At 72.5% G+C, this 18487-nt stretch carries 16 protein-coding genes; 12 read left to right on the top strand and 4 right to left on the bottom strand.

Features of this window, described 5'->3' with window-relative positions; translation table 11 throughout:
- Positions 1-17: 17 nt before the first annotated feature.
- The 5 genes from BM127_RS02370 (at position 18) to BM127_RS02350 (ending at position 6950) form a co-directional block, all read left to right on the top strand.
- Positions 18-410 carry a hypothetical protein gene (locus BM127_RS02370; protein WP_101228985.1) on the top strand — a complete coding sequence of 131 codons (393 nt, stop codon included), beginning with the start codon at positions 18-20 and terminating at the stop codon, positions 408-410.
- Between the two features lie 50 nt (positions 411-460).
- Positions 461-4330 (top strand): ATP-dependent RNA helicase HrpA, encoded by a 3870-nt coding sequence (gene hrpA / locus BM127_RS02365; protein ID WP_091193745.1) that lies wholly within the window; start codon positions 461-463, stop codon positions 4328-4330.
- A gap of 19 nt (positions 4331-4349) precedes the next feature.
- Positions 4350-4946, top strand: a complete 597-nt coding sequence (locus BM127_RS02360; protein WP_091193741.1) for a hypothetical protein — start codon at positions 4350-4352, stop codon at positions 4944-4946.
- A gap of 138 nt (positions 4947-5084) precedes the next feature.
- Complete coding sequence (locus BM127_RS02355) at positions 5085-5531, top strand: type II toxin-antitoxin system PemK/MazF family toxin (protein ID WP_091193738.1); 447 nt, start codon at positions 5085-5087, stop codon at positions 5529-5531.
- A 9-nt stretch (positions 5532-5540) separates the two neighbouring features.
- Positions 5541-6950: an ABC transporter substrate-binding protein gene (locus tag BM127_RS02350; RefSeq protein ID WP_139227576.1), complete on the top strand. Its 1410-nt coding sequence runs from the start codon at positions 5541-5543 to the stop codon at positions 6948-6950.
- Positions 6951-7101: 151 nt separating this feature from the next.
- On the opposite strand, the gene BM127_RS02345 is transcribed toward BM127_RS02350, so the two are convergent.
- Together BM127_RS02345 and BM127_RS02340 are read right to left on the bottom strand one after the other, a co-directional pair.
- Entirely contained in the window at positions 7102-8439 is a 1338-nt protein-coding gene (locus BM127_RS02345; protein ID WP_091193732.1) for an HRDC domain-containing protein, read from the bottom strand.
- Between the two features lie 4 nt (positions 8440-8443).
- Positions 8444-9064, bottom strand: a complete 621-nt coding sequence (locus tag BM127_RS02340) for a DUF3000 domain-containing protein (protein WP_091193730.1) — start codon at positions 9062-9064, stop codon at positions 8444-8446.
- A gap of 71 nt (positions 9065-9135) precedes the next feature.
- Between BM127_RS02340 and hemE the strand changes: the two genes are divergently transcribed.
- Complete coding sequence (hemE, locus tag BM127_RS02335) at positions 9136-10182, top strand: uroporphyrinogen decarboxylase (RefSeq protein ID WP_091193727.1); 1047 nt, start codon at positions 9136-9138, stop codon at positions 10180-10182.
- Here the strand turns inward: hemE and BM127_RS02330 are convergent.
- Complete coding sequence (locus BM127_RS02330) at positions 10148-11137, bottom strand: LysR family transcriptional regulator (protein ID WP_091193725.1); 990 nt, start codon at positions 11135-11137, stop codon at positions 10148-10150. The genes hemE and BM127_RS02330 overlap by 35 nt on opposite strands.
- 119 nt (positions 11138-11256) lie before the next feature.
- Here BM127_RS02330 and BM127_RS02325 point away from each other — a divergent pair, with 119 nt between their 5' ends.
- The 6 genes from BM127_RS02325 to BM127_RS02300 all read left to right on the top strand — a co-directional run bounded on the left by BM127_RS02325 (position 11257) and on the right by BM127_RS02300 (position 17413).
- On the top strand, positions 11257-12546 hold the full coding sequence (locus tag BM127_RS02325) for an acyl-CoA dehydrogenase family protein (protein WP_091193721.1): 1290 nt from the start codon (positions 11257-11259) through the stop codon (positions 12544-12546).
- A gap of 197 nt (positions 12547-12743) precedes the next feature.
- Positions 12744-13859 carry a dimethylsulfone monooxygenase SfnG gene (gene sfnG, locus BM127_RS02320; RefSeq protein WP_091193719.1) on the top strand — a complete coding sequence of 372 codons (1116 nt, stop codon included), beginning with the start codon at positions 12744-12746 and terminating at the stop codon, positions 13857-13859.
- Complete coding sequence (locus BM127_RS02315; RefSeq protein WP_091193716.1) at positions 13856-15079, top strand: SfnB family sulfur acquisition oxidoreductase; 1224 nt, start codon at positions 13856-13858, stop codon at positions 15077-15079. The genes sfnG and BM127_RS02315 overlap by 4 nt, the downstream gene beginning before the upstream one ends.
- A gap of 14 nt (positions 15080-15093) precedes the next feature.
- The gene (locus BM127_RS02310; RefSeq protein WP_091193714.1) at positions 15094-16236 is read left to right on the top strand and encodes an LLM class flavin-dependent oxidoreductase; all 1143 of its coding nucleotides are present in this window, start codon (positions 15094-15096) and stop codon (positions 16234-16236) included.
- An 86-nt stretch (positions 16237-16322) separates the two neighbouring features.
- On the top strand, positions 16323-16814 hold the full coding sequence (locus BM127_RS02305; protein WP_198554470.1) for an NADPH-dependent FMN reductase: 492 nt from the start codon (positions 16323-16325) through the stop codon (positions 16812-16814).
- Positions 16811-17413: a flavin reductase family protein gene (locus BM127_RS02300; protein WP_091193708.1), complete on the top strand. Its 603-nt coding sequence runs from the start codon at positions 16811-16813 to the stop codon at positions 17411-17413. Before BM127_RS02305 ends, BM127_RS02300 begins: the two co-directional genes overlap by 4 nt.
- Before the next feature lie 110 nt (positions 17414-17523).
- On the opposite strand, the gene BM127_RS02295 is transcribed toward BM127_RS02300, so the two are convergent.
- Positions 17524-18471: a DUF4349 domain-containing protein gene (locus BM127_RS02295; protein ID WP_091193705.1), complete on the bottom strand. Its 948-nt coding sequence runs from the start codon at positions 18469-18471 to the stop codon at positions 17524-17526.
- Between the last annotated feature and the right edge of the window lie 16 nt (positions 18472-18487).

Raw genomic sequence — 18487 nt, 5'->3', positions numbered from 1 at the left:
GGGCGCACGCTCGGGACATGAGTGACGACGAGACCCAGCCCGTACGCCCCGAGGGAGCGGCCCTTCCGCCCGCACCGGAGACGGCGTACGCCGCCGATCCCGAACCGGCTCCAGTGTCCCGCCGCGGATTCCGTGAGCGGCTGCGCACCCTGCGCGGCTCGGGCGGGGACCGGTCGTTCGGCCTCGCCGCCCTCCTCGCCTCCGCGCTCGCCGGCATCATCGTCGGAGGCCTGGGCTTCGCGGCCGTCCACGCCGTCACCGACGACGGGCCGCGTGACCGCGGCGGCTGGACGCAGCAGCGCGACGGCGACGAGGGTCCGGGACGTGGCGGGATGCACGGCGGCCCCCGCGGCGTACCGGGCCAGCTGCCCCCGACCACTGCACCCGAGGACGACGACAGCGCGGGGTAGCGGCACCGATCACCAGCACCGATTAATAGGGCTTGCCGGCGTGGGCGAGAATGGCGCCCGTTGTGAAGATCACCTACCCGCCGGAGCTCCCGGTCTCCGCGCGCCGCGAGGACATCGCGGCTGCCATCCGCGACCACCAGGTCGTGATCATCGCCGGCGAGACCGGGTCGGGGAAGACCACCCAGCTGCCGAAGATCTGCCTCGAGCTCGGCCGCGGGGCGGGCTCGGCGGGCGGCGGCAAGCTCATCGGGCACACCCAGCCGCGTCGGATCGCCGCGCGGTCGGTCGCCGAGCGGATCGCCGAGGAGCTGGGCACCGAGCTCGGTGACGTCGTCGGCTACCAGGTGCGGTTCACCGACCGCACGAGCAAGGCCAGCCGGGTCAAGCTGATGACCGACGGCATCCTGCTCGCCGAGCTGCAGCGCGACCGCGACCTGCGCAAGTACGACACGATCATCATCGACGAGGCCCACGAGCGCAGCCTCAACATCGACTTCCTGCTGGGCTACCTCAAGCGGCTGCTGCCGCGTCGCCCCGACCTCAAGCTGATCATCACCAGTGCCACGATCGACGTCGACCGCTTCGCCGAGCACTTCGGTGACGGGCAGAGCCGCGCGCCGGTGGTCGAGGTGTCCGGCCGGACCTACCCGGTCGACATCCGGTACCGCCCCCTCCTGGAGCTGCCGGAGGACGACGAGGAGGGCGAGCCGGTCCAGCGCGACCAGACCGAGGCGATCATCGACGCGGTCCGCGAGCTGTCGCAGGACGGCCCCGGCGACGTCCTGGTCTTCCTGCCCGGCGAGCGTGAGATCCGCGACACCGCCGACGCCTTCGAGGCGCTGAAGAGCGACCGCCTCGAGATCGTCCCGCTCTACTCCCGCCTCAGCGCGGCCGACCAGCACAAGGTCTTCTCCAGTCACCCCACGATCGTGCGCCGGGTCGTGCTTGCCACCAACGTCGCCGAGACGTCGCTGACCGTCCCCGGCATCCGGTACGTCGTCGACACCGGCGTCGCGCGGATCAGCCGCTACTCCGTGCGTACCAAGGTCCAGCGGCTGCCGATCGAGCCGATCAGCCAGGCCTCGGCCAACCAGCGCTCCGGTCGCTGCGGCCGGGTCGCGGAGGGGATCGCGATCCGGCTCTACTCCGAGGAGGACTTCGAGGCGCGCCCCGAGTTCACCGATCCCGAGATCCTGCGCACCAACCTCGCCAGCGTCATCCTCCAGATGGCGTCGCTGCGCCTCGGCGACATCGCCCGCTTCCCCTTCGTCGAACCGCCCGACCGCCGCAACATCAAGGCCGGCACCGACCTGCTGGAGGAGCTCGGCGCGGTGGCGCTCTCGTCCGCGCTGGACCAGCGCGGGCAGGGCGTACGCCTCACGAAGGTCGGCCAGCGCCTCGCCCGTCTTCCGATCGACCCGCGGCTGGGCCGGATGATCCTCGAGGCCGAGCGGCTCGGCTGCCTGCGCGACGTGCTGACGATCGCCGCCGCGCTGTCGATCCAGGACCCGCGGGAGCGCCCGGAGGAGCAGCGGCCCCAGGCCGACCAGCTGCACGCGCGCTTCACGCACGAGTCGAGCGACTTCCTCACCTGGCTCAACCTCTGGCGCCACATCAAGGAGCAGCAGCGTGAGCTCTCCTCGAGCGCCTTCCGTCGCATGTGCAAGCGCGAGTTCCTCAACTACATGCGCATCCGGGAGTGGCAGGACTACGAGTCCCAGCTGCGCCAGGTGGCCAAGGAGATGGGTCTCGATACACGCGGCTCGGGTCTCACGGCGCACTCGACCACCGAGTCCGACGGTGGCGGAGCTCCCTTTGACGAGGACGGCATCCACCAGGCGCTGCTGTCCGGCCTGCTCAGCCACGTCGGCGCCCTCGAGGAGCGCGACACCAAGTCCAAGCCGGGGGAGCGTCGCCCGATGCGGGAGTACGTCGGCGCGCGCAACGCCCGCTTCGCGGTCTTCCCCGGCAGCGTGCTGAAGGGCCGCAACCCGCCCTTCCTGATGAGCGCCGAGCTCGTCGAGACCTCGCGGCTCTGGGCGCGTCAGAACGCCGCGATCAAGCCCGAGTGGGCCGAGACCCTCGGCGCGCACCTGGTCAAGCGGACCTATTCCGAGCCCCACTGGTCGCGCAAACGCGCTGCCGTCATGGCCCGCGAGCGGGTCACGCTCTACGGCGTACCGCTGGTGGCCGACCGCCTCGTGCAGTACGGCAAGGTCGACCCGCCCCTGGCGCGCGAGCTCTTCATCCGCCACGCGCTCGTGCAGGGGGAGTGGGACTCGCGCCACCGCTTCCTCGCCGAGAACGCCCGCCTCCTCGAGGAGGCCGAGGAGCTCGAGCACCGCGCCCGGCGACGCGACATCGTCGTCGACGAGCAGACCCTCTTCGACTTCTACGACGCCCGCGTGGGCGACGCCGTGGTCAGCGGCCAGCACTTCGACCAGTGGTGGAAGCGCGCCCGCCAGGAGCGCGGCGACCTGCTCACCTTCGACCCGTCGATGCTCACCCACGACACCGCCGACCAGGTGCGCGCCAACGACTTCCCCACGCAGTGGCACGACAGCGACGAGGCCGGCCTCACCTTCCCGATCAGCTACCACTTCGAGCCGGGTGCCGCCGATGACGGCCTCACCATCGACGTACCCGTCGCCACCCTCAACCGCATCGACGCCGACGACTTCTCCTGGCTCGTGCCGGGGCTGCGCGAGGAGCTGGTGACCGAGCTGATCCGCTCCCTGCCCAAGAGCCTGCGGGTCGCGATGGTGCCCGCCCCCAACACCGCCCGCGAGTTCCTCGCGGCCACGCCTCCCGGCGCGGAGCCGCTCCTCGACGCCCTCGAGCGGTTCGCCCGCAGCACCCGCAGCCTGATGATCGACCGCGAGGCGTGGGACTGGACCAAGGTACCCGAGCACCTGCGTCCGACCTACCGCGTGCTGACCGAGGAGGGTGCCGAGGCCGGTCGAGGCAAGGACCTCGACGCCCTCAAGGAGCCGTTGCGTCCCACCTTCGAGCAGGCGATGGCGGACGTCGCCGCGGACTCCGGCGTCACCGCGACCGGTCAGACGTCGTGGACCTTCGGCACGGTCGAGGAGTCCTTCGTCCAGCGCCGGGCCGGCCACGAGGTCCGCGGCTTCCCCGCGCTCGTCGACGAGGGCGCCACGGTCGGGCTGCAGGTCCTCGCGACCCCGACCGAGGCGGCGGCGCACCACCGGCTCGGCGTACGCCGTCTCGTCCTGCTCGCCCTCGGCCCGCCCGCCGCGGTCGACGACGTGCTCGCCGCAGCGGGGCTCGACCAACGGGCCAAGCTGGCCCTCGTCGGGTCGCCGTACTCCTCCGTGGGCGAGCTGCTCGCCGACCTGCGCGCGGGCCTCGTCGGCGAGGCCGTCGACGCGCGCCCGACGGTGCGGGACGAGACGTCGTACGCAGCGGTGGTGGCGGCCGCCCGCGATGCCGTCGCCGCCGGGCTCAGCGCCGCGGTGCACGACGTGATGCAGGTGCTCGACGCCTGGCGCGCCACCGACAAGGCGCTCTCCGGACGTGCCGACCTGATGACGCTGCCCGCGCTGACCGACATGCGCGCGCAGGTCGGCCGGTTGATGGCGCCGGGCTTCATCGGCGACGCCGGCACGACCCGGCTGCGCGACTACCCGCGCTACCTCGCCGCGGTCACCCACCGGCGTGAGCGCCTCGACGCGCAGGTCGCCAAGGACCGCCAGCAGATGGACCAGCTGGCCGGGCTGCAGGAGGCGTGGCTGCACGCGGTCGCCGCCCTGCCCGACGGCCAGGCGGTGCCGCAGCACCTGCGCGAGGCCCGCTGGATGCTGGAGGAGTACCGGGTGTCGCTCTTCGCCCAGCAGCTCGGCACGCGGGAGAAGGTCAGCGACCAGCGGATCCGCAGGGTCATGGGTGCGGCGCCCTGACCTCGCCTAGCCTTGCCGGATGACCGGCCGCATCCACCACCGTCCGATGTCGCGCGGCAGCGCCTTCTTCGACGAGGTCGCCGGCGGCACCGACCCCGCCATGCTCCGCGAGGCGGGTGATCTCGCCGCGACCGTGCTGGTGCGCGGGGCCCGTGAGGCGGCCGACCCCGCGCTGGCCGAGCGGATCGTGCGCCTGGCCGAGAGCGAGGGCCTCGAGACCCTCGCCGAGGTCTGGTCGGGTGCCCCGGCCGACACGCTGGCCGGCAGCCTGTGGCGACTGTTCCTCCTCCGCCAGTGGGTGTACGCCGACCCCGAGCGCGTCGCGACCGAGTTCGAGGCCGGCCAGCGCCGCGCCGACGTGGCGCGCGTGGTCGCCGGGGTCGCGGACCCGCCCGGGCCCGACGAGCTGCGGGCCATGGTCGACGACGTGCTGCGCGGCATCGCCCGCGGCGACTTCGCGGTCACGCTGTTCCGGGCCTCCGCGTTCGCCCGGATCGTCGCGGCCGGACGCGCGAGCATCGGGGAGTCCGCCCACGAGGAGATCACCCGGATGCTCGTGCTCTCCGAGCAGCTCGAGGCCGCAGGACATGGGGAAATCAGTCACCCGCTGGCCTGACGTCCTACAATGAACCTGAGTGCGTCGGGCTGTGGCAGCCCCGGGTCCCAAAATAAGCCGCTACGAGCGGCCACGCGCCGTGAGGCGCTCCCGGTCCGGCGCACTCGCTCACGTCGATCCGGCCCCTAGGCTCGGGTGATGACCCTGCGTCGCCGCATCGCCGGCTTCTTGTCCCGCCCCTTCGCTCCCCGGGCGCAGGCCGACCCCGTAGGCGCGACCTACGCCCCCGAGGTCGACGGCGAGCCCGACCCGGGCGAGGTGGTGTGGGCGTGGGTCCCCTACGAGGACGACCCCCGGCAGGGCAAGGACCGGCCGGTCCTGATCCTCGCCGCCGAGGGTGACGGCTGGACGGGGCTGATGCTGAGCAGCCAGGACCACGACCGCGACGCGGCCGACGAGGCCCGTCACGGCCGGCACTGGATGGACGTCGGCTCCGGGGGCTGGGACCGACAGGGCCGGCCGAGCGAGGTCCGCCTGGACCGGCTCCTCCGCCTGCGACGCGACGACGTACGTCGCGAGGGTGCGGCGCTCGACGAGCGGGTCTTCGCCGCCGTCGTCGCGGCCGTTCGTGGTCTGGACCGTTAGGGTTTGGCCGTGGTTGGTCCCCTTACCCCTCGTCTTTCGCCCCGTCGTGCCGCCCTGGTCACCTGCGCCCTGATGGTCGCGCTGTCCACGGCCGCGTGCACCGGCGACGGCGAGCCGACCCCGCCGCCGTCGAGCAACGGCGCGGGTGGTGGTGGTGAGAAGCCGCGGCAGGTCACCTTCGGGGCCTACGGCAGCGAGGAGGAGGTGGCAGCCTTCCAGGACGTCGTCGACTCCTTCAACGCCACGTCGAAGACCCGGAAGGTCACCCTCAAGTCCTGGCCGGACCACGAGGCGGCGCTGGCGGACGTGCTGGCCGGCAACGCCCCGGACGCCTTCCTCACGTCCCGGATCGACCTCGGCGAGCTGGTCGAGGCGGAGGCCCTGCAGCCGGTCAGCCTGCTGCTCGACGAGCGCGGCGTCGACTTCGGTGACCGCTTCTCCCGCGACGCCGTCGACGCCTTCGCGATGGACGACGAGCTCCAGTGCATGGCCTACTCAGGCTCCCCGATGGTCATCTACTACAACACCGACCTCGTCGACTTCGACCGGATGGAGCGCCGTCTCCTCGACGTGCCGACGGCGGACGAGGACGGCGTACGCGACCGCTGGACGCTCGCCGAGTTCGAGGCTGCGGCGCGCTTCGCCTCGCGGCGCGGCGACCGTCGCGGGATCTGGATCGACCCGACCCTCCAGGGCCTGGCCCCCTTCATCTACTCCGGTGACGGGCAGGTCTTCGACGACGACCGCGAGCCCACGTCGCTGGCCTTCTCCGACGACAACACCCGCGAGGCGCTCAGCGAGACGCTGGCGATCCTGCGCGACTCCACGCTCACGCCCACCAACGCGCAGCTCGCCCGGGCCACCCCGGTCCAGCTGTTCAAGCGCGGCGAGCTCGCGATGATCGCCGGTTTCCGCACCCTCGTGCCCGAGCTCCGCGACGCCGAGGACCTCGACTTCGACGTGCTCCCGATGCCCACGCTCGACACCCGCGCCACGGTCGGCGACATCAGCGGGCTGTGCATCTCCGCGGACTCCGAGGTCCAGGGCGACGCGGCTGACTTCATCGCGTACGCCGTCTCCGACGAAGCCATCTCCACCGTGGCCTCGACCGGCTACATCGTCCCTGCCAACACGCAGGTCGCGGCCTCGCCCGAGTTCCTCGCCCCGGAGCTGGAGCCGACCAACTCGGAGGTCTTCAACTCGAGCATCCGCTACATGGAGGTGCCGCCGTTCATCGACCAGCGCCTCGAGCTGATCGACGCGGTCACCCCGCTCCTCGAGAGCCTCGTCACCGCGCCGGGCATCCTGGACCTCGAGGGCGTCACCGAGGAGATCGACGCGGTGTCGCAGCCGATCCTGTCGCCCGAGGAGGAGACGGAGTCCCCGAGCGAGTCGCCGTCGGAGTCGCCGAGCGAGTGAGCGCCACCGCCCGTCTCGCCAACTCGTGAGTTGGCGCGCCAACTGGTGAGTTGGCGGGTGGGGTGGTCCTCAGGACGTCCTGGGAGCCCCCCACTCGCCAACTGGTGAGTTGGCGGACCAACTCGGGGGTTGGCGACCTGCCAAGAAGGACCTAGTCCTCCGAAGCCTCGGGTTCGGGTTCGGGCTCGGCATCCGCACCCAGGATCGCGCCGACCAACGCGCCCGTGATGACCTCTGCCTGCCAGGGACGAGCACCGTACGACGCCAGCTGGGCGCGGACGGCGTCGGCGAGGGCCGCCGGCTCCCGGGTCTCCGGCGGCGCCCACATGAGGCGGCGGAGGTAGTCGGGGGTGAGCAGGTTCTCCACCGGCAGGTGGTGCAGCTCGGCGAGGTTGAGCATCGCCTCGCGCGCCGCCTTGAAGCGGCGGTCGGCGACCGGCTCGCGCTCGGCCCAGGTGCGGGGATGCGGCGGGCCGTCACCGCGCGGGGCGCGGGCTGGGAGCTCGTCCTCGGTCATCTCGCGGACCCGTTGCAGCGCGTCGACCCAGGTCGTGGCGTAGCGGCTGGCGCCGCGCCCGTGGAAGCCCTGCGTGGAGAGCAGCGCCCGACGGTCGATGGGCATGACGGTGGCGGCCACGACGATGGCGGAGTCGGGCAGGATCCGCCCAGGTGTGACGTCGCGCTCGGCGGCGATGGCGTCGCGGGCCTCCCACATGGCGCGGGCGGCACCGAGGGCGCGGCGCCCGCGCAGCCGGTGAACCCCGGACGTACGACGCCACGCCTCGTGGCGGACGGTGGGCTCGAAGCCCAGCAGGTGCTCGAACTCCTGGCGCGCCCACTCGGTCTTCCCGGCCTTGTCGAGCTCGGCGATCATGTGCTCGCGCAGCTCGAGAAGCACCTCGACGTCGAGGGCGGCGTAGTCGAGCCAGGCGGTGGGCAGGGGCCGTGTGGACCAGTCGGCGGCCGAGTGCTCCTTGCGCATCCGCTGGCCGAGCACGGTCTCGACCAGTGTCGCCAGGCCCACCCGCGGGTAGCCCAGCAGGCGCCCGGCGAGCTCGGTGTCGAACAGGCTGGTCGGGACCAGTCCCACCTCGCGCAGGCAGGGCAGGTCCTGCGTCGCGGCGTGCAGGATCCACTCCGCGCCGGCCAGGGCCTCCTGCAGCGGGGCCAGGGTGGTCATCGGGATCGGGTCGATGAGCCAGGTGCCGGCCCCCTCGCGGCGCAGCTGGATCAGGTAGGCGCGGTTGGAGTAGCGGTAGCCGGACGCGCGCTCGGCATCGATCGCGACCGGACCGGTCGCGGCCGCGAGTGCCGCGCACGCCTCGGCCAGGCCGGCGTCGGTCTCGACGATCTCGGGCAGGCCGTCGCGCAGCTCGAGGAGGGGCGCCGGCGGCGCCTCCGCGGCCGGCGGCGCCTCGGTCCCGGCGGACGAGGACGGGGGCTCGGACGCGGGCTCGAGGTCGAGGTCGGTGTCGGGGGTGTCGGGCATCGGCTCAGGTGCCGCGCTGTCCGCGCCGGCTCGGCATGGCGGTGACGCCCTCCGGGACCGGCGGCAGGCCGACGGCGGTGCACATCAGCTCGCCCCAGGCCTCGACGTGCGGGGTCATGTCGAGCGCGCCGTCCTCGTCGACGTCGGGGGTCCACGACGCCCGGATCTCGACCTGGGCGGTGCCGGACTCGTCGGCCATCCCGCCGAAGCTCTCGGTGCTCACGCAGGTCACGGTGCCGGACGCGGCGTGGTAGCCGGCGGCGTGGGCCTCCAGGGCCTCCGTCAGCCACGACCACCCGACCGCTGCGAGCATCGGGTCGGCGCCGAGCTCCGGGTCGATGTCGGCGCGGGCGTAGGCCACGCAGCGGAAGGTGCCGTCCCACGCGTCGTTGCCGGCCGGGTCGTGCAGCAGGATCAGCCTTCCGGTGCCGAGGTCCTCGTCGTCGACGGTCACGTCGCCGCTCAGGGCCGACGACCACGGCGCGATGCGCTGCGGCGCGGGCATCTCCTCGCAGAAGACCTCAGGGCGCAGTGCGGCCTGACGCATCGACTCCACCGCCGCGCGGAACTCCGCGGGTCCAGCCGCGGCAGCACTGCCCGGGTGGGTCTCGTGACGGGCCACCATTCGTCCAGAGTAGGCCAGCGGCCCACCGTCCCGATGTGCCGCCACGCCGCCTGACCTGCGAAGATTAGGCAGTGACCGACACCGGACGAACTGCCCATCCCGGCCTTGCCGCGAGCCCGTTCCTCGCAGCGGCGCGCGGCGAGACGCCGTCGCACACGCCGGTGTGGTTCATGCGGCAGGCAGGTCGGTCCCTCCCGGAGTACCTCAAGGTCCGCGAGGGCATCGGCATGCTCGAGTCCTGCATGGACGCCGACCTCGTCACCGAGATCACCCTGCAGCCGGTCCGGCGCTACGGCGTCGACGCGGCCATCTTCTTCTCCGACATCGTGCTGCCGCTCAAGGCGGTGGGTGTCGACCTGGACATCAAGCCCGGTGTGGGCCCGGTCGTGGCGTCACCGGTGCGTACGCTCGCCGACGTCGAGGCGATCCCCGACCTCACGCCCGAGCACGTGCCCTTCATCTCGCAGGCCGTGCGCCAGCTGGTCGCCGAGCTCGGCGCGACGCCGCTGATCGGCTTCGCCGGTGCGCCCTTCACGGTCGCGTCCTACCTCGTCGAGGGCGGTCCTTCCAAGGAGCACGCGAAGACCAAGGCGATGATGTTCGGCGCTCCCGACGTGTGGGCGGCGCTGATGGACAAGATCGCCCAGATCGCGGCCGCGTACCTCCGCATCCAGGTCGAGGCCGGCGCCTCGGCCGTGCAGCTCTTCGACTCGTGGGCGGGGGCACTCACGCCGGCGGACTACCGCGCCTCGGTCATGCCCTACTCCGAGCGGGTGCTGGCGGCCGCCGGTGGGCTCGGCGTGCCGCGGATCCACTTCGGCGTCGGCACCACCAACCTCCTCGGCCTGATGGGCGATGCGGGCGCCGACGTGGTCGGTGTCGACTGGCGTACGCCCCTGGAGCAGGCGATCCCGCTCGTCGGCGACCACGTGGTGCAGGGCAACCTCGACCCGACGCTCGTCTTCGCGCCCACCGAGGTGATGACCGCCCGGGCGGCCGAGATCATCGAGGCCGGCCGCGCCGCCAAGGGGCACATCTTCAACCTCGGTCACGGCGTCATCCCGTCGACGAACCCCGATCAGCTCAAGGCGCTGACCGAGTTCGTGCACGGCTACTGATCGGTGTGACCGCCGCGACCGCGGGGGACGCCGCTGGTGCCTCGAGGTCCGAGAGGTAGGCCCTCGCCTGGCGCACCAGTGCGGTCTGCAGGTCGCGCAGCGGCTCCGACGTGCGCTCGGCGCGACGACGCAGCATCAGCAGCGTGACCGTCGTCAGTCCCTGGCCGGTGAGGATCGGCCGCGTGGTGAGCACGCCCGCCCGCACCAGCGGGTCGGCGCTGATCGAGAAGTCCGGCAGGATCGAGATGCCCAGCCCGGCGGCGACCATGGCCTTGCCCATCTCCGCCCCGTCGGTGGCGTACGTCGTCTCCGGCAGCGCGCCGGCGAAGACGCGGTGGGCGTAGCGGTGCATCACGAAGCCGGGACGCATCAGCACGTGCGGCTCGGCGCGCAGGTCCTCGACGCTGATCCGCTCCTGGGCGGCGAGGGGGTGGTCGACGCGCAGGCACGCGACCGGCGTGCCCTCGATCAGCTTGTCCCACACGAGCATCGGGGGCACCTCGTCCCCGGGCAGCACGTTGACCAGGCCGAGGTCGAGCGACCCCTCTGCGAGCCCCTGCTGGATGTCGGTGGCGCGGCCGTTGACGACCTCGACGCCACCCGACCCGTGTCGCGCGTGCAGGTCGCGCAGCGCCGGCGCGAGGAGGCTCGACGAGGCGGTGTTGACGGTCCCGATGCGCAGGTCGCGCCGGCGCGCGGACTGCTGGCCGGCTGCCTGGCGCAACCGGTCGACGGCCTCGAGCACCTCGGTCATGTTCTGCAGGAGGTCCAGTCCCTGCCGGCTGATCCGTGAGCCCGTACGACGCCGGTCGAGCAGCGTCGTGCCCAGCTCCTTCTCCAGCTTGGTCACGGCCTCGCTGAGGGCGGGCTGCGAGATGTGCATCGCCTCGCTCGCCCGGCGCAGGGACCCGTGCTCGGTCACGGCTGCGAGGTATTCCAGTTGTTCGATCCGCACGGGGGGCTCCTGCTGCGAGGTGGGGTGGTCGGCAAAACCTGCTGCCGGGGTGTCGTCCTCCTCCACCTCGACTGCCTAAAGTCTACTAAGTAACTATACAAAACGGGAGGAACCCACCCATGACCACTCTGCGTGTCCGGCCCACCCTCGGTCGCGATGTCCGTGTGACCGACGACCTGCTGGCCCAGTGGGCGCCGGTGCTGACCGCCGTCGCCGAGGGGGTCCTCCAGCGCGAGCTGGACGGCGAGCTCCCTGTCGAGGCGGTCGCCCGCCTCAAGTCCGAGGGCTTCGGCGCGGTGCGCGTGCCCGCGGCGTACGGCGGCGGTGGGCTCGACCTGGTCGCGATGACGCGGCTGTGGATCGAGCTCGCTGCGGTCGACGCCAACCTGCCGCAGGCCTTCCGTGGCCACTTCGCCCTCGTCGAGGACCGGCTGTGGCACCACGCCCGGTCCAGCGACCAGCGGGTGTGGTTCGACCGCTTCGTGGCAGGGGAGATGGCCGGCAACGCGTGGTCGGAGGTGGGCTCGAGCATCGACCTGCCGCGCACCGTGCTCCGTCCGCGCGCCGACGGTTCCTACCGCCTCGACGGCACGAAGTACTACACCACCGGCACCATCTTCGCCGAGTGGACCGACGTCCACGCGCGGGTCGCGACCCCCGGCCACCCCGACGAGGTCGAGGAGGCCACCGCGATCGCCCTGGTCGACACCCGTCACCCCGGCGTCGGGACCACCGACGACTGGAACGGCTTCGGCCAGCGCGGCACCGGCAGCGGCACGACCACCTTCGACAACGTCGGCGTCCCGGCCGACCACGTGCTGCCGTTCGAGGAGCGCTTCCCCTACCAGACCGCGTTCTACCAGCTCAACCTGCTGGCCACGCTGACCGGGATCGCCAGGGCTGCGCTGGCAGATGTCGTCGCTGCGGTGCAGGGCCGCACCCGCAACTTCTCGCACGCCAACGCTCCGCGCGTGCGCGACGACGCCCAGGTGCTCGCCCGGGTCGGCGAGATCGCCGCTGCCGTCTATGCCGCCGAGGCCACCACCCTGCGCGTGGCCGCGAGCGTGCAGGCGGTCGCCGACGCCGTGCTCGCCGGGCCCGAGGAGGTCGCCGCCCTCGTCGAGGCCAGCGAGATCGAGTCCTCCAGTGCACAGGTCGTCGTCTCCGAGCTGGTGCTGCGGGCCACGTCCGACATCTTCGACGCGCTCGGCGCCTCGGCCACGGCGCGCCCGCTCGCGCTCGACCGCCACTGGCGCAACGCCCGCACCGTCGCCTCGCACAACCCGCGCATCCTCAAGGCCCGGGTCGTCGGGGCGCACGCCGTCAACGGCACGCCCCCGCCGTACGCCTGGTCGATCGGTGGCACCCGCCGGCGCCAGGGCTGGGCGGAAGGCCGCCCCAAGGACTGACCGGTCACGCACTGGTCCCGGAGGGGGTGGAGGGCGAGTGGAAGGGCAGGGTGACAGGCCCGGCCTTCCACCCCCTCGACAGGCCCGCGCGACGGGGTGGTCGGGACCGGGAGTGGCCGCTGGTAGTTTTGTCTACAAGATCGATAAAGATTAAGCACAACAGGTCCGACCGCACTGCCGTGTCCCGAGGAGAGCCCATGAGCACGTCTTCCGTCCGCACCACCGAGCCGCTCCAGTTCGCCTACTGGGTGCCCAACGTCTCGGGCGGCCTGGTGATCTCCGACATCGAGCAGCGCACCGGCTGGGACTACGACTACAACAAGCGCCTGGCGCAGACGGCCGAGAACAACGGCTTCGACTACGCGCTGACCCAGGTCCGCTACACCGCCTCGTACGGGGCTGCCTACCAGCACGAGGCGACCAGCTTCAGCCTGGCGCTGCTGCTCGCCACCGAGCGGCTCAAGGTCATCTCCGCGGTGCACCCCTACATGTGGCACCCCGGGGTCCTCGCGAAGTTCATCTCGACCGCAGACCACCTCAGCAACGGTCGCGCCGCCATCAACGTGGTCTCCGGCTGGTTCAAGGACGAGGCGACGCACATGGGCGTGCGCTGGCTCGAGCACGGCGAGCGCTACCGGATGGCCGAGGAGTTCATCGCCTACATCCGCGAGATCTGGACCAGCGACGACGCGCAGTTCCGCGGCGACTTCTTCCAGCTGCGCGACTTCGACATGAACCCCAAGCCGCTGGACCTTCCGGGTCGCCCGCTGCCGGAGATCTTCCAGGGTGGCAACTCCTCCACGGCCCAGGAGATGGCCGGACGCGTGAGCGACTGGTACTTCGCCAACGGCAACACCCCCGACGGCATCGCCGCCCAGATCGAGGGCGTCACCCGCAGCGCGCGCAGCGCCGGGCGCACCGTCCGGTTCGGCGTCAACGGCTTCATGGTCGCCCGCGAGACCGAGGCAGAGGCGCACGCCACCCTCGAGGAGATCATCGCCCGGGCCAACCCCGAGGCGGTCGCGGGCTTCGGCGACGCGGTCAAGCAGGCCGGCCAGTCCACGGGCGACCGGACGGGCATGTGGCAGGACTCCGACTTCCGCGACCTGGTGCAGTACAACGACGGCTTCCGCACCGGCCTGGTCGGCACGCCCGAGCAGGTCGCGCACCGGATGATCGAGTTCAAGCGTCGTGGTGTGGACCTGTTCCTCCTCGGCTTCCTCCACTTCCAGGAGGAGGTCGAGCACTTCGGCCAGCACGTCCTCCCGATCGTGCGCGAGCTCGAGGCCGCCGATCGCGAGCAGGTGGCATGAGCACCGACGTCCTGGCCTCGAAGACCGTGCCCGTGCTTGCCGCCGGTGCAGCGGTCGCGGTCGCCACCGAGATCGCCGCCGACGTCGCGGCCTCCTCGGCCGAGCGCGACCGTGACCGGATCCTGCCCGAGGCGGAGGTCGAGCGCCTCTCGGCCTCCGGGCTCCTCGCGGTCACGGTCCCGGCCAGCCACGGCGGCGCGGGCCTCCGCGTCGAGAGCCTCGCCGAGATCTTCCGGATCCTTGCCGCCGGTGACCCCAGCGTGGCGCAGATCCCGCACAGCCACTTCGTCTACGTCAACGCGATGCGCCACCAGGGCACGCCCGCGCAGCAGCACTTCTTCTTCGGCGAGGTGATGGCCGGCAAGCGCTTCGGCAACGCGCAGTCCGAGGTCGGCACCCGTCACGTGCGCGACATCCGCACGTCCCTGACGCCGGCCGGTCGCGGCCGCTGGACCCTTAACGGCACCAAGGGCTACAGCACCGGTGCGCTCTTCGCCGACTGGATCCCGGTCCTCGCGCGCCAGGACACGCTCGCCGCGCCGGGCACGGGGCCGCTGCACGTCGCGTGGGTCGAGCGCCGCGCCCCCGGCGTACGGGTCACCGACGACTGGGGCGGCATGGGCCAGCGCACCACCGCCAGCGGCACCGTGGAGCTGCGCGAGGTCGACGTCGCCGCGGACCGGATCACGCCCTACCACCTCACCTTCGAGGGCCCGCAGACCTACGGCGCGTTCGCGCAGGTCCTGCACGCGGCCCTCGACGTCGGCATCGCCCGCGCCGCGCTGCACGACGCGGCCGACTTCGTGCGTACGTCGTCGCGTCCCTACCCCGACGCCGGCGTCGACCGCGCCGCGGACGACCCGCTCGTCGTGCAGGCACTGGGCGCGATGGAGATCGACGTACGCGCCGCGGAGGCGCTGCTGCGCGAGGCCGCCCGGGCGGTCGACGCCGCGGACGTCGACCTGACCGCCGACACGGCCGCGACCGCGAGCCTCGCCGTCGCGACCGTCCGCGCCCTCTCGGCGCGGGTCGCCGTCGACGTCTCGAGCCGGCTCTTCGAGGTCGCCGGCACCCGGTCCGCCCTCGACTCCCTCAACCTCAACCGGCACTGGCGCAACGCGCGCACCCACACCCTGCACGACCCGGCGGCGTGGAAGGTCCAGCACCTGGGCCGCTTCGTCGTCGACGGCACACCCCCGCCCAACCACGGGCAGCTCTGAGAAAGGGTCTGATCATGAAGTTCCACTGGTTCCTGCCCACCAACGGAGGCGACGGCCGCCAGGTCGTCAGCGGCGGCCACGGGGTCACCCACGGCAACGGCGGCCGGCCGGCCAGCGTGCCCTACCTCGGCCAGATCGCACGGTCCGCCGAGCAGCTCGGCTTCGAGGCCGCGCTGACGCCCACCGGCGCGTGGTGCGAGGACGCCTGGCTGTCGACCGCGATGCTCGCCCCGCTGTCGGAGCGGCTGAAGTTCCTCGTCGCGTTCCGTCCCGGCCTGACGTCGCCCACCCTGGCCGCGCAGATGGCGGCCACCTTCCAGAACCTGTCGGGGGGCCGGCTGCTGCTCAACGTCGTCACCGGCGGTGAGTCCCACGAGCAGCGCGCCTACGGCGACTTCCTCGACAAGGACGAGCGCTACCAGCGCTGCGACGAGTTCCTCGAGATCGTGCGTCGACTGTGGCGCGGCGAGCAGGTGACCTACGCCGGTCGCCACCTGCGCGTCGACCAGGCCCAGCTGCAGCAGCTGCCCGACCCGGTCCCGGAGATCTACTTCGGCGGCTCCTCGCCCGCCGCGGGCGACGTGGCGGCCAAGCACGCGGACGTCTACCTCACCTGGGGCGAGCCGCCGGCTGCCGTGGCGAGGAAGATCGCCTGGATCCGCGAGCTGGCGGACAAGCACGGCCGCGAGATCCGCTTCGGCATCCGGATGCACACCATCAACCGCGACACCTCCGAGGAGGCCTGGGCCGAGGCCGACCGCCTGCTCGAGGGCATCAACGACGCCGAGATTGAGCGCGTCCAGGACGGTCTCAAACGGTCCGAGTCCGTCGGCCAGCAGAACATGCTGGCCCTCAACAACGGCTCGCGCGACTCCCTCGAGATCCACCCCAACGTCTGGGCGGGCGTCGGCCTGGTCCGCGGAGGTGCCGGCACCGCTCTCGTCGGCAGCCACGAGGAGGTCGCCGACCGCATCGAGGAGTACGCCGCCCTCGGCATCGACGAGTGGGTCCTCTCGGCCTACCCGCACCTCGAGGGCGCCTACCACTTCGGGGAGGGCGTCCTGCCGGTGCTGGAGAAGCGTGGGCTGTGGACCCACCCGGCGCCCGTCGCCGCGCGCGCCTCGGTCCCCTTCGGTGGACAGCGGGCCGCACAGTGAGCAACACCCCACGGCCTTCTTCTCCTCCGCTTCGCTCCCCCGAACAACGCCGCGGGGACCCCACGAACGGCGCCCGCGTCGCCGTCGTGGTCGGCAACCCCAAGCCCCGCTCGCGCACGTACGACTCCGCGCTCACCCTCGCCGACCGGCTCGGGGGTGCGGACCTCGTCGTCGACCTGGCCGACCACGCCTCCGAGCTGTTCGACTGGACATCCGAGACCGTCGACGACCTCGTCGAGCAGGTCGCGGGGAGCCTCGTGGTCATCGTCGCCAGCCCGACCTACAAGGCGACCTACACCGGCCTGCTCAAGGCGTTCCTCGACCGTTTCCCCCACCAGGGGCTCGGCGGGGTCACCGCCATCCCGCTGATGCTCGGTGCCTCGGTGGCCCACTCGCTCGCGCCGGAGCACGGCCTGCGTCCGGTGCTCGTCGAGCTCGGTGCGTCCGTGCCGACCCGCGCGCTCTACGTCCTCGACGCCGACCACGCCGACCCCGAGGCGTACGACGCGTGGTTCGCCACGGCGCAGCAGCTCCTGCCCGCCCTCCCCGCCCCGACCCGTCAGGTGGTGTCCGCATGACCCTGCACGCCCACGCCCAACAGCTCGACCCCCGCACCCTCCGCGACGCGTTCGGCGCGTTCCCCTCCGGCGTCGTGGCCGTGGCGGCCTCGGTGAAGGGCCAGCTGGCCGGCATCGCCGCGTCGTCGTTCACCTCGGTGAGCATCGACCCGCCGCTGGTGTCGTTCTCGATCTCGACGACCAGCTCCACCTGGCCGCTGCTGCGCGAGGCGGACCGGCTCGGCATCAGCGTCCTGGCCGACCACCACGACGCGGTCTGCCGCCAGCTGGCCGGCCCCCGCGAGGAGCGCTTCGCCGGCCTGCCGTTCCGGGTCACCGACGGCGGCGCCGTGCTGCTCGACGAGGCGGTCGCGACCTATGACTGCTCGGTGCACGAGGAGGTCGTCGCCGGCGACCACGTGATCGTGCTGCTCGAGGTGCACGAGGTCGGCGGCGGCGACGGCGAGCACCCGCTCGTCTTCCACCGCTCGGCCTTCGCCAAGCTGCACCGCGACGACCTCGACCCTGCCCGCCTCGACGGCCGCATCAACGGCGCCGAGGTCGACCGCGGGGCCGAGAAGACGGTCGCCGGGCACTCCGCCGACGAGGACGCCGCCTGAGCGGCGGGCCGGGACCTCGGAGAACTGCGGCCGTACGACGCTCGCGGGCGGCGCGGGCACGTCGTACGGCCGCAGTTCTCCTGACGTCGGAGCGGCGCCCGGCCTGACGCCTAGGCGGCCGGGGCCTGCGGCACCGCTGGCGCGGCCCGGCGACGGCGTACGACGAGCCAGACCGGGAGGCCCAGCACGAGGGCCACTGCCGCGAAGGGCAGCAGCGCGCCGACGATGGTCGCGACCGCGGCGAAGCTCGCGCCCAGCGCGTCCATGCCGCTCTTGAGCCCGGACAGGAACCCGGCGGGCTCGTCGTCGGGCTTCTCCTCCTTCACCTGGGCGCGCTGGTGGGTGATGGCGACGGTGATGGTCGACAGGGAGGTCTGGTCCGCGAGCCACGACTGCTGCGACTTCAGCGAGTCGAGCTCCGCCTGGCGGCTGGTGAGCTGGGACTCGATCCAGATGATGTCCTTGAGCGACCGCGCCTCAGCGAGGAGCAGCTCGACGCGCTTGAGGCTGGCCTCCTGTGCCCGCACCCGCACGCCGGTGTCGATGACCTGGGTGGTGACGTCGTCGGAGCCGCGGGTGGAGGAGCGCAGGTCGCCCGCCTTCTCCAGCGCCACCATCGACGTGCCGAACTCCGAGCTCGGCACCCGGATCACCAGCCGGGCGTACGACGTGTCGCCGTCGTCGTCGGTCTCGGTGTTCTCCTCGGTGACGTCACCGCCCTGCGCGTCGACGATCCGCTGGACCTCGCGACGGGTCTCCGCGACGTCCTTGCTGGTCAGCGAGATCGCGCCGGTCGCGATGATCGAGCGCTCCATCTCCGGGATGGCGGCCACCTTCGAGCCCGAGACGGAGCCGGAGTCGGAGCCGGACGTGGTGTCGGCGCCGTCGCCGAGCTCACGGCCCACGGCGCCCGGGGCGTCCGGAGCCTCTGCGCTCATCCCGGAGGACTCGGACGTGCCGGTGTCCGAGGCGCTGTCGTCGGAGCTGGAGCAGGCGGCCACGAGGGCCGTCATGGTGATCGCGGTGAGGATGCCGGCGGCGCGGGTGCGAGTGCTCATGGCAGTCGGACGCGGG

This window comes from Nocardioides alpinus, from assembly GCF_900112035.1.
Lineage (GTDB): Bacteria > Actinomycetota > Actinomycetes > Propionibacteriales > Nocardioidaceae > Nocardioides > Nocardioides alpinus.
Note: the sequence above shows the minus strand (reverse complement) of the source record. Positions and strands in the feature narration are given on the sequence as shown.

Coding starts and splice junctions, on each gene's coding strand:
- BM127_RS02370 (WP_101228985.1), top strand. CDS start 18: ATGAGTGACGACGAGACCCAGCCCGTACGCCCCGAGGGAGCGGCCCTT.
- hrpA (WP_091193745.1), top strand. CDS start 461: ATGGCGCCCGTTGTGAAGATCACCTACCCGCCGGAGCTCCCGGTCTCC.
- BM127_RS02360 (WP_091193741.1), top strand. CDS start 4,350: ATGACCGGCCGCATCCACCACCGTCCGATGTCGCGCGGCAGCGCCTTC.
- BM127_RS02355 (WP_091193738.1), top strand. CDS start 5,085: ATGACCCTGCGTCGCCGCATCGCCGGCTTCTTGTCCCGCCCCTTCGCT.
- BM127_RS02345 (WP_091193732.1), bottom strand. CDS start 8,439: ATGCCCGACACCCCCGACACCGACCTCGACCTCGAGCCCGCGTCCGAG.
- BM127_RS02340 (WP_091193730.1), bottom strand. CDS start 9,064: ATGGTGGCCCGTCACGAGACCCACCCGGGCAGTGCTGCCGCGGCTGGA.
- BM127_RS02325 (WP_091193721.1), top strand. CDS start 11,257: ATGACCACTCTGCGTGTCCGGCCCACCCTCGGTCGCGATGTCCGTGTG.
- sfnG (WP_091193719.1), top strand. CDS start 12,744: ATGAGCACGTCTTCCGTCCGCACCACCGAGCCGCTCCAGTTCGCCTAC.
- BM127_RS02315 (WP_091193716.1), top strand. CDS start 13,856: ATGAGCACCGACGTCCTGGCCTCGAAGACCGTGCCCGTGCTTGCCGCC.
- BM127_RS02310 (WP_091193714.1), top strand. CDS start 15,094: ATGAAGTTCCACTGGTTCCTGCCCACCAACGGAGGCGACGGCCGCCAG.
- BM127_RS02300 (WP_091193708.1), top strand. CDS start 16,811: ATGACCCTGCACGCCCACGCCCAACAGCTCGACCCCCGCACCCTCCGC.
- BM127_RS02295 (WP_091193705.1), bottom strand. CDS start 18,471: ATGAGCACTCGCACCCGCGCCGCCGGCATCCTCACCGCGATCACCATG.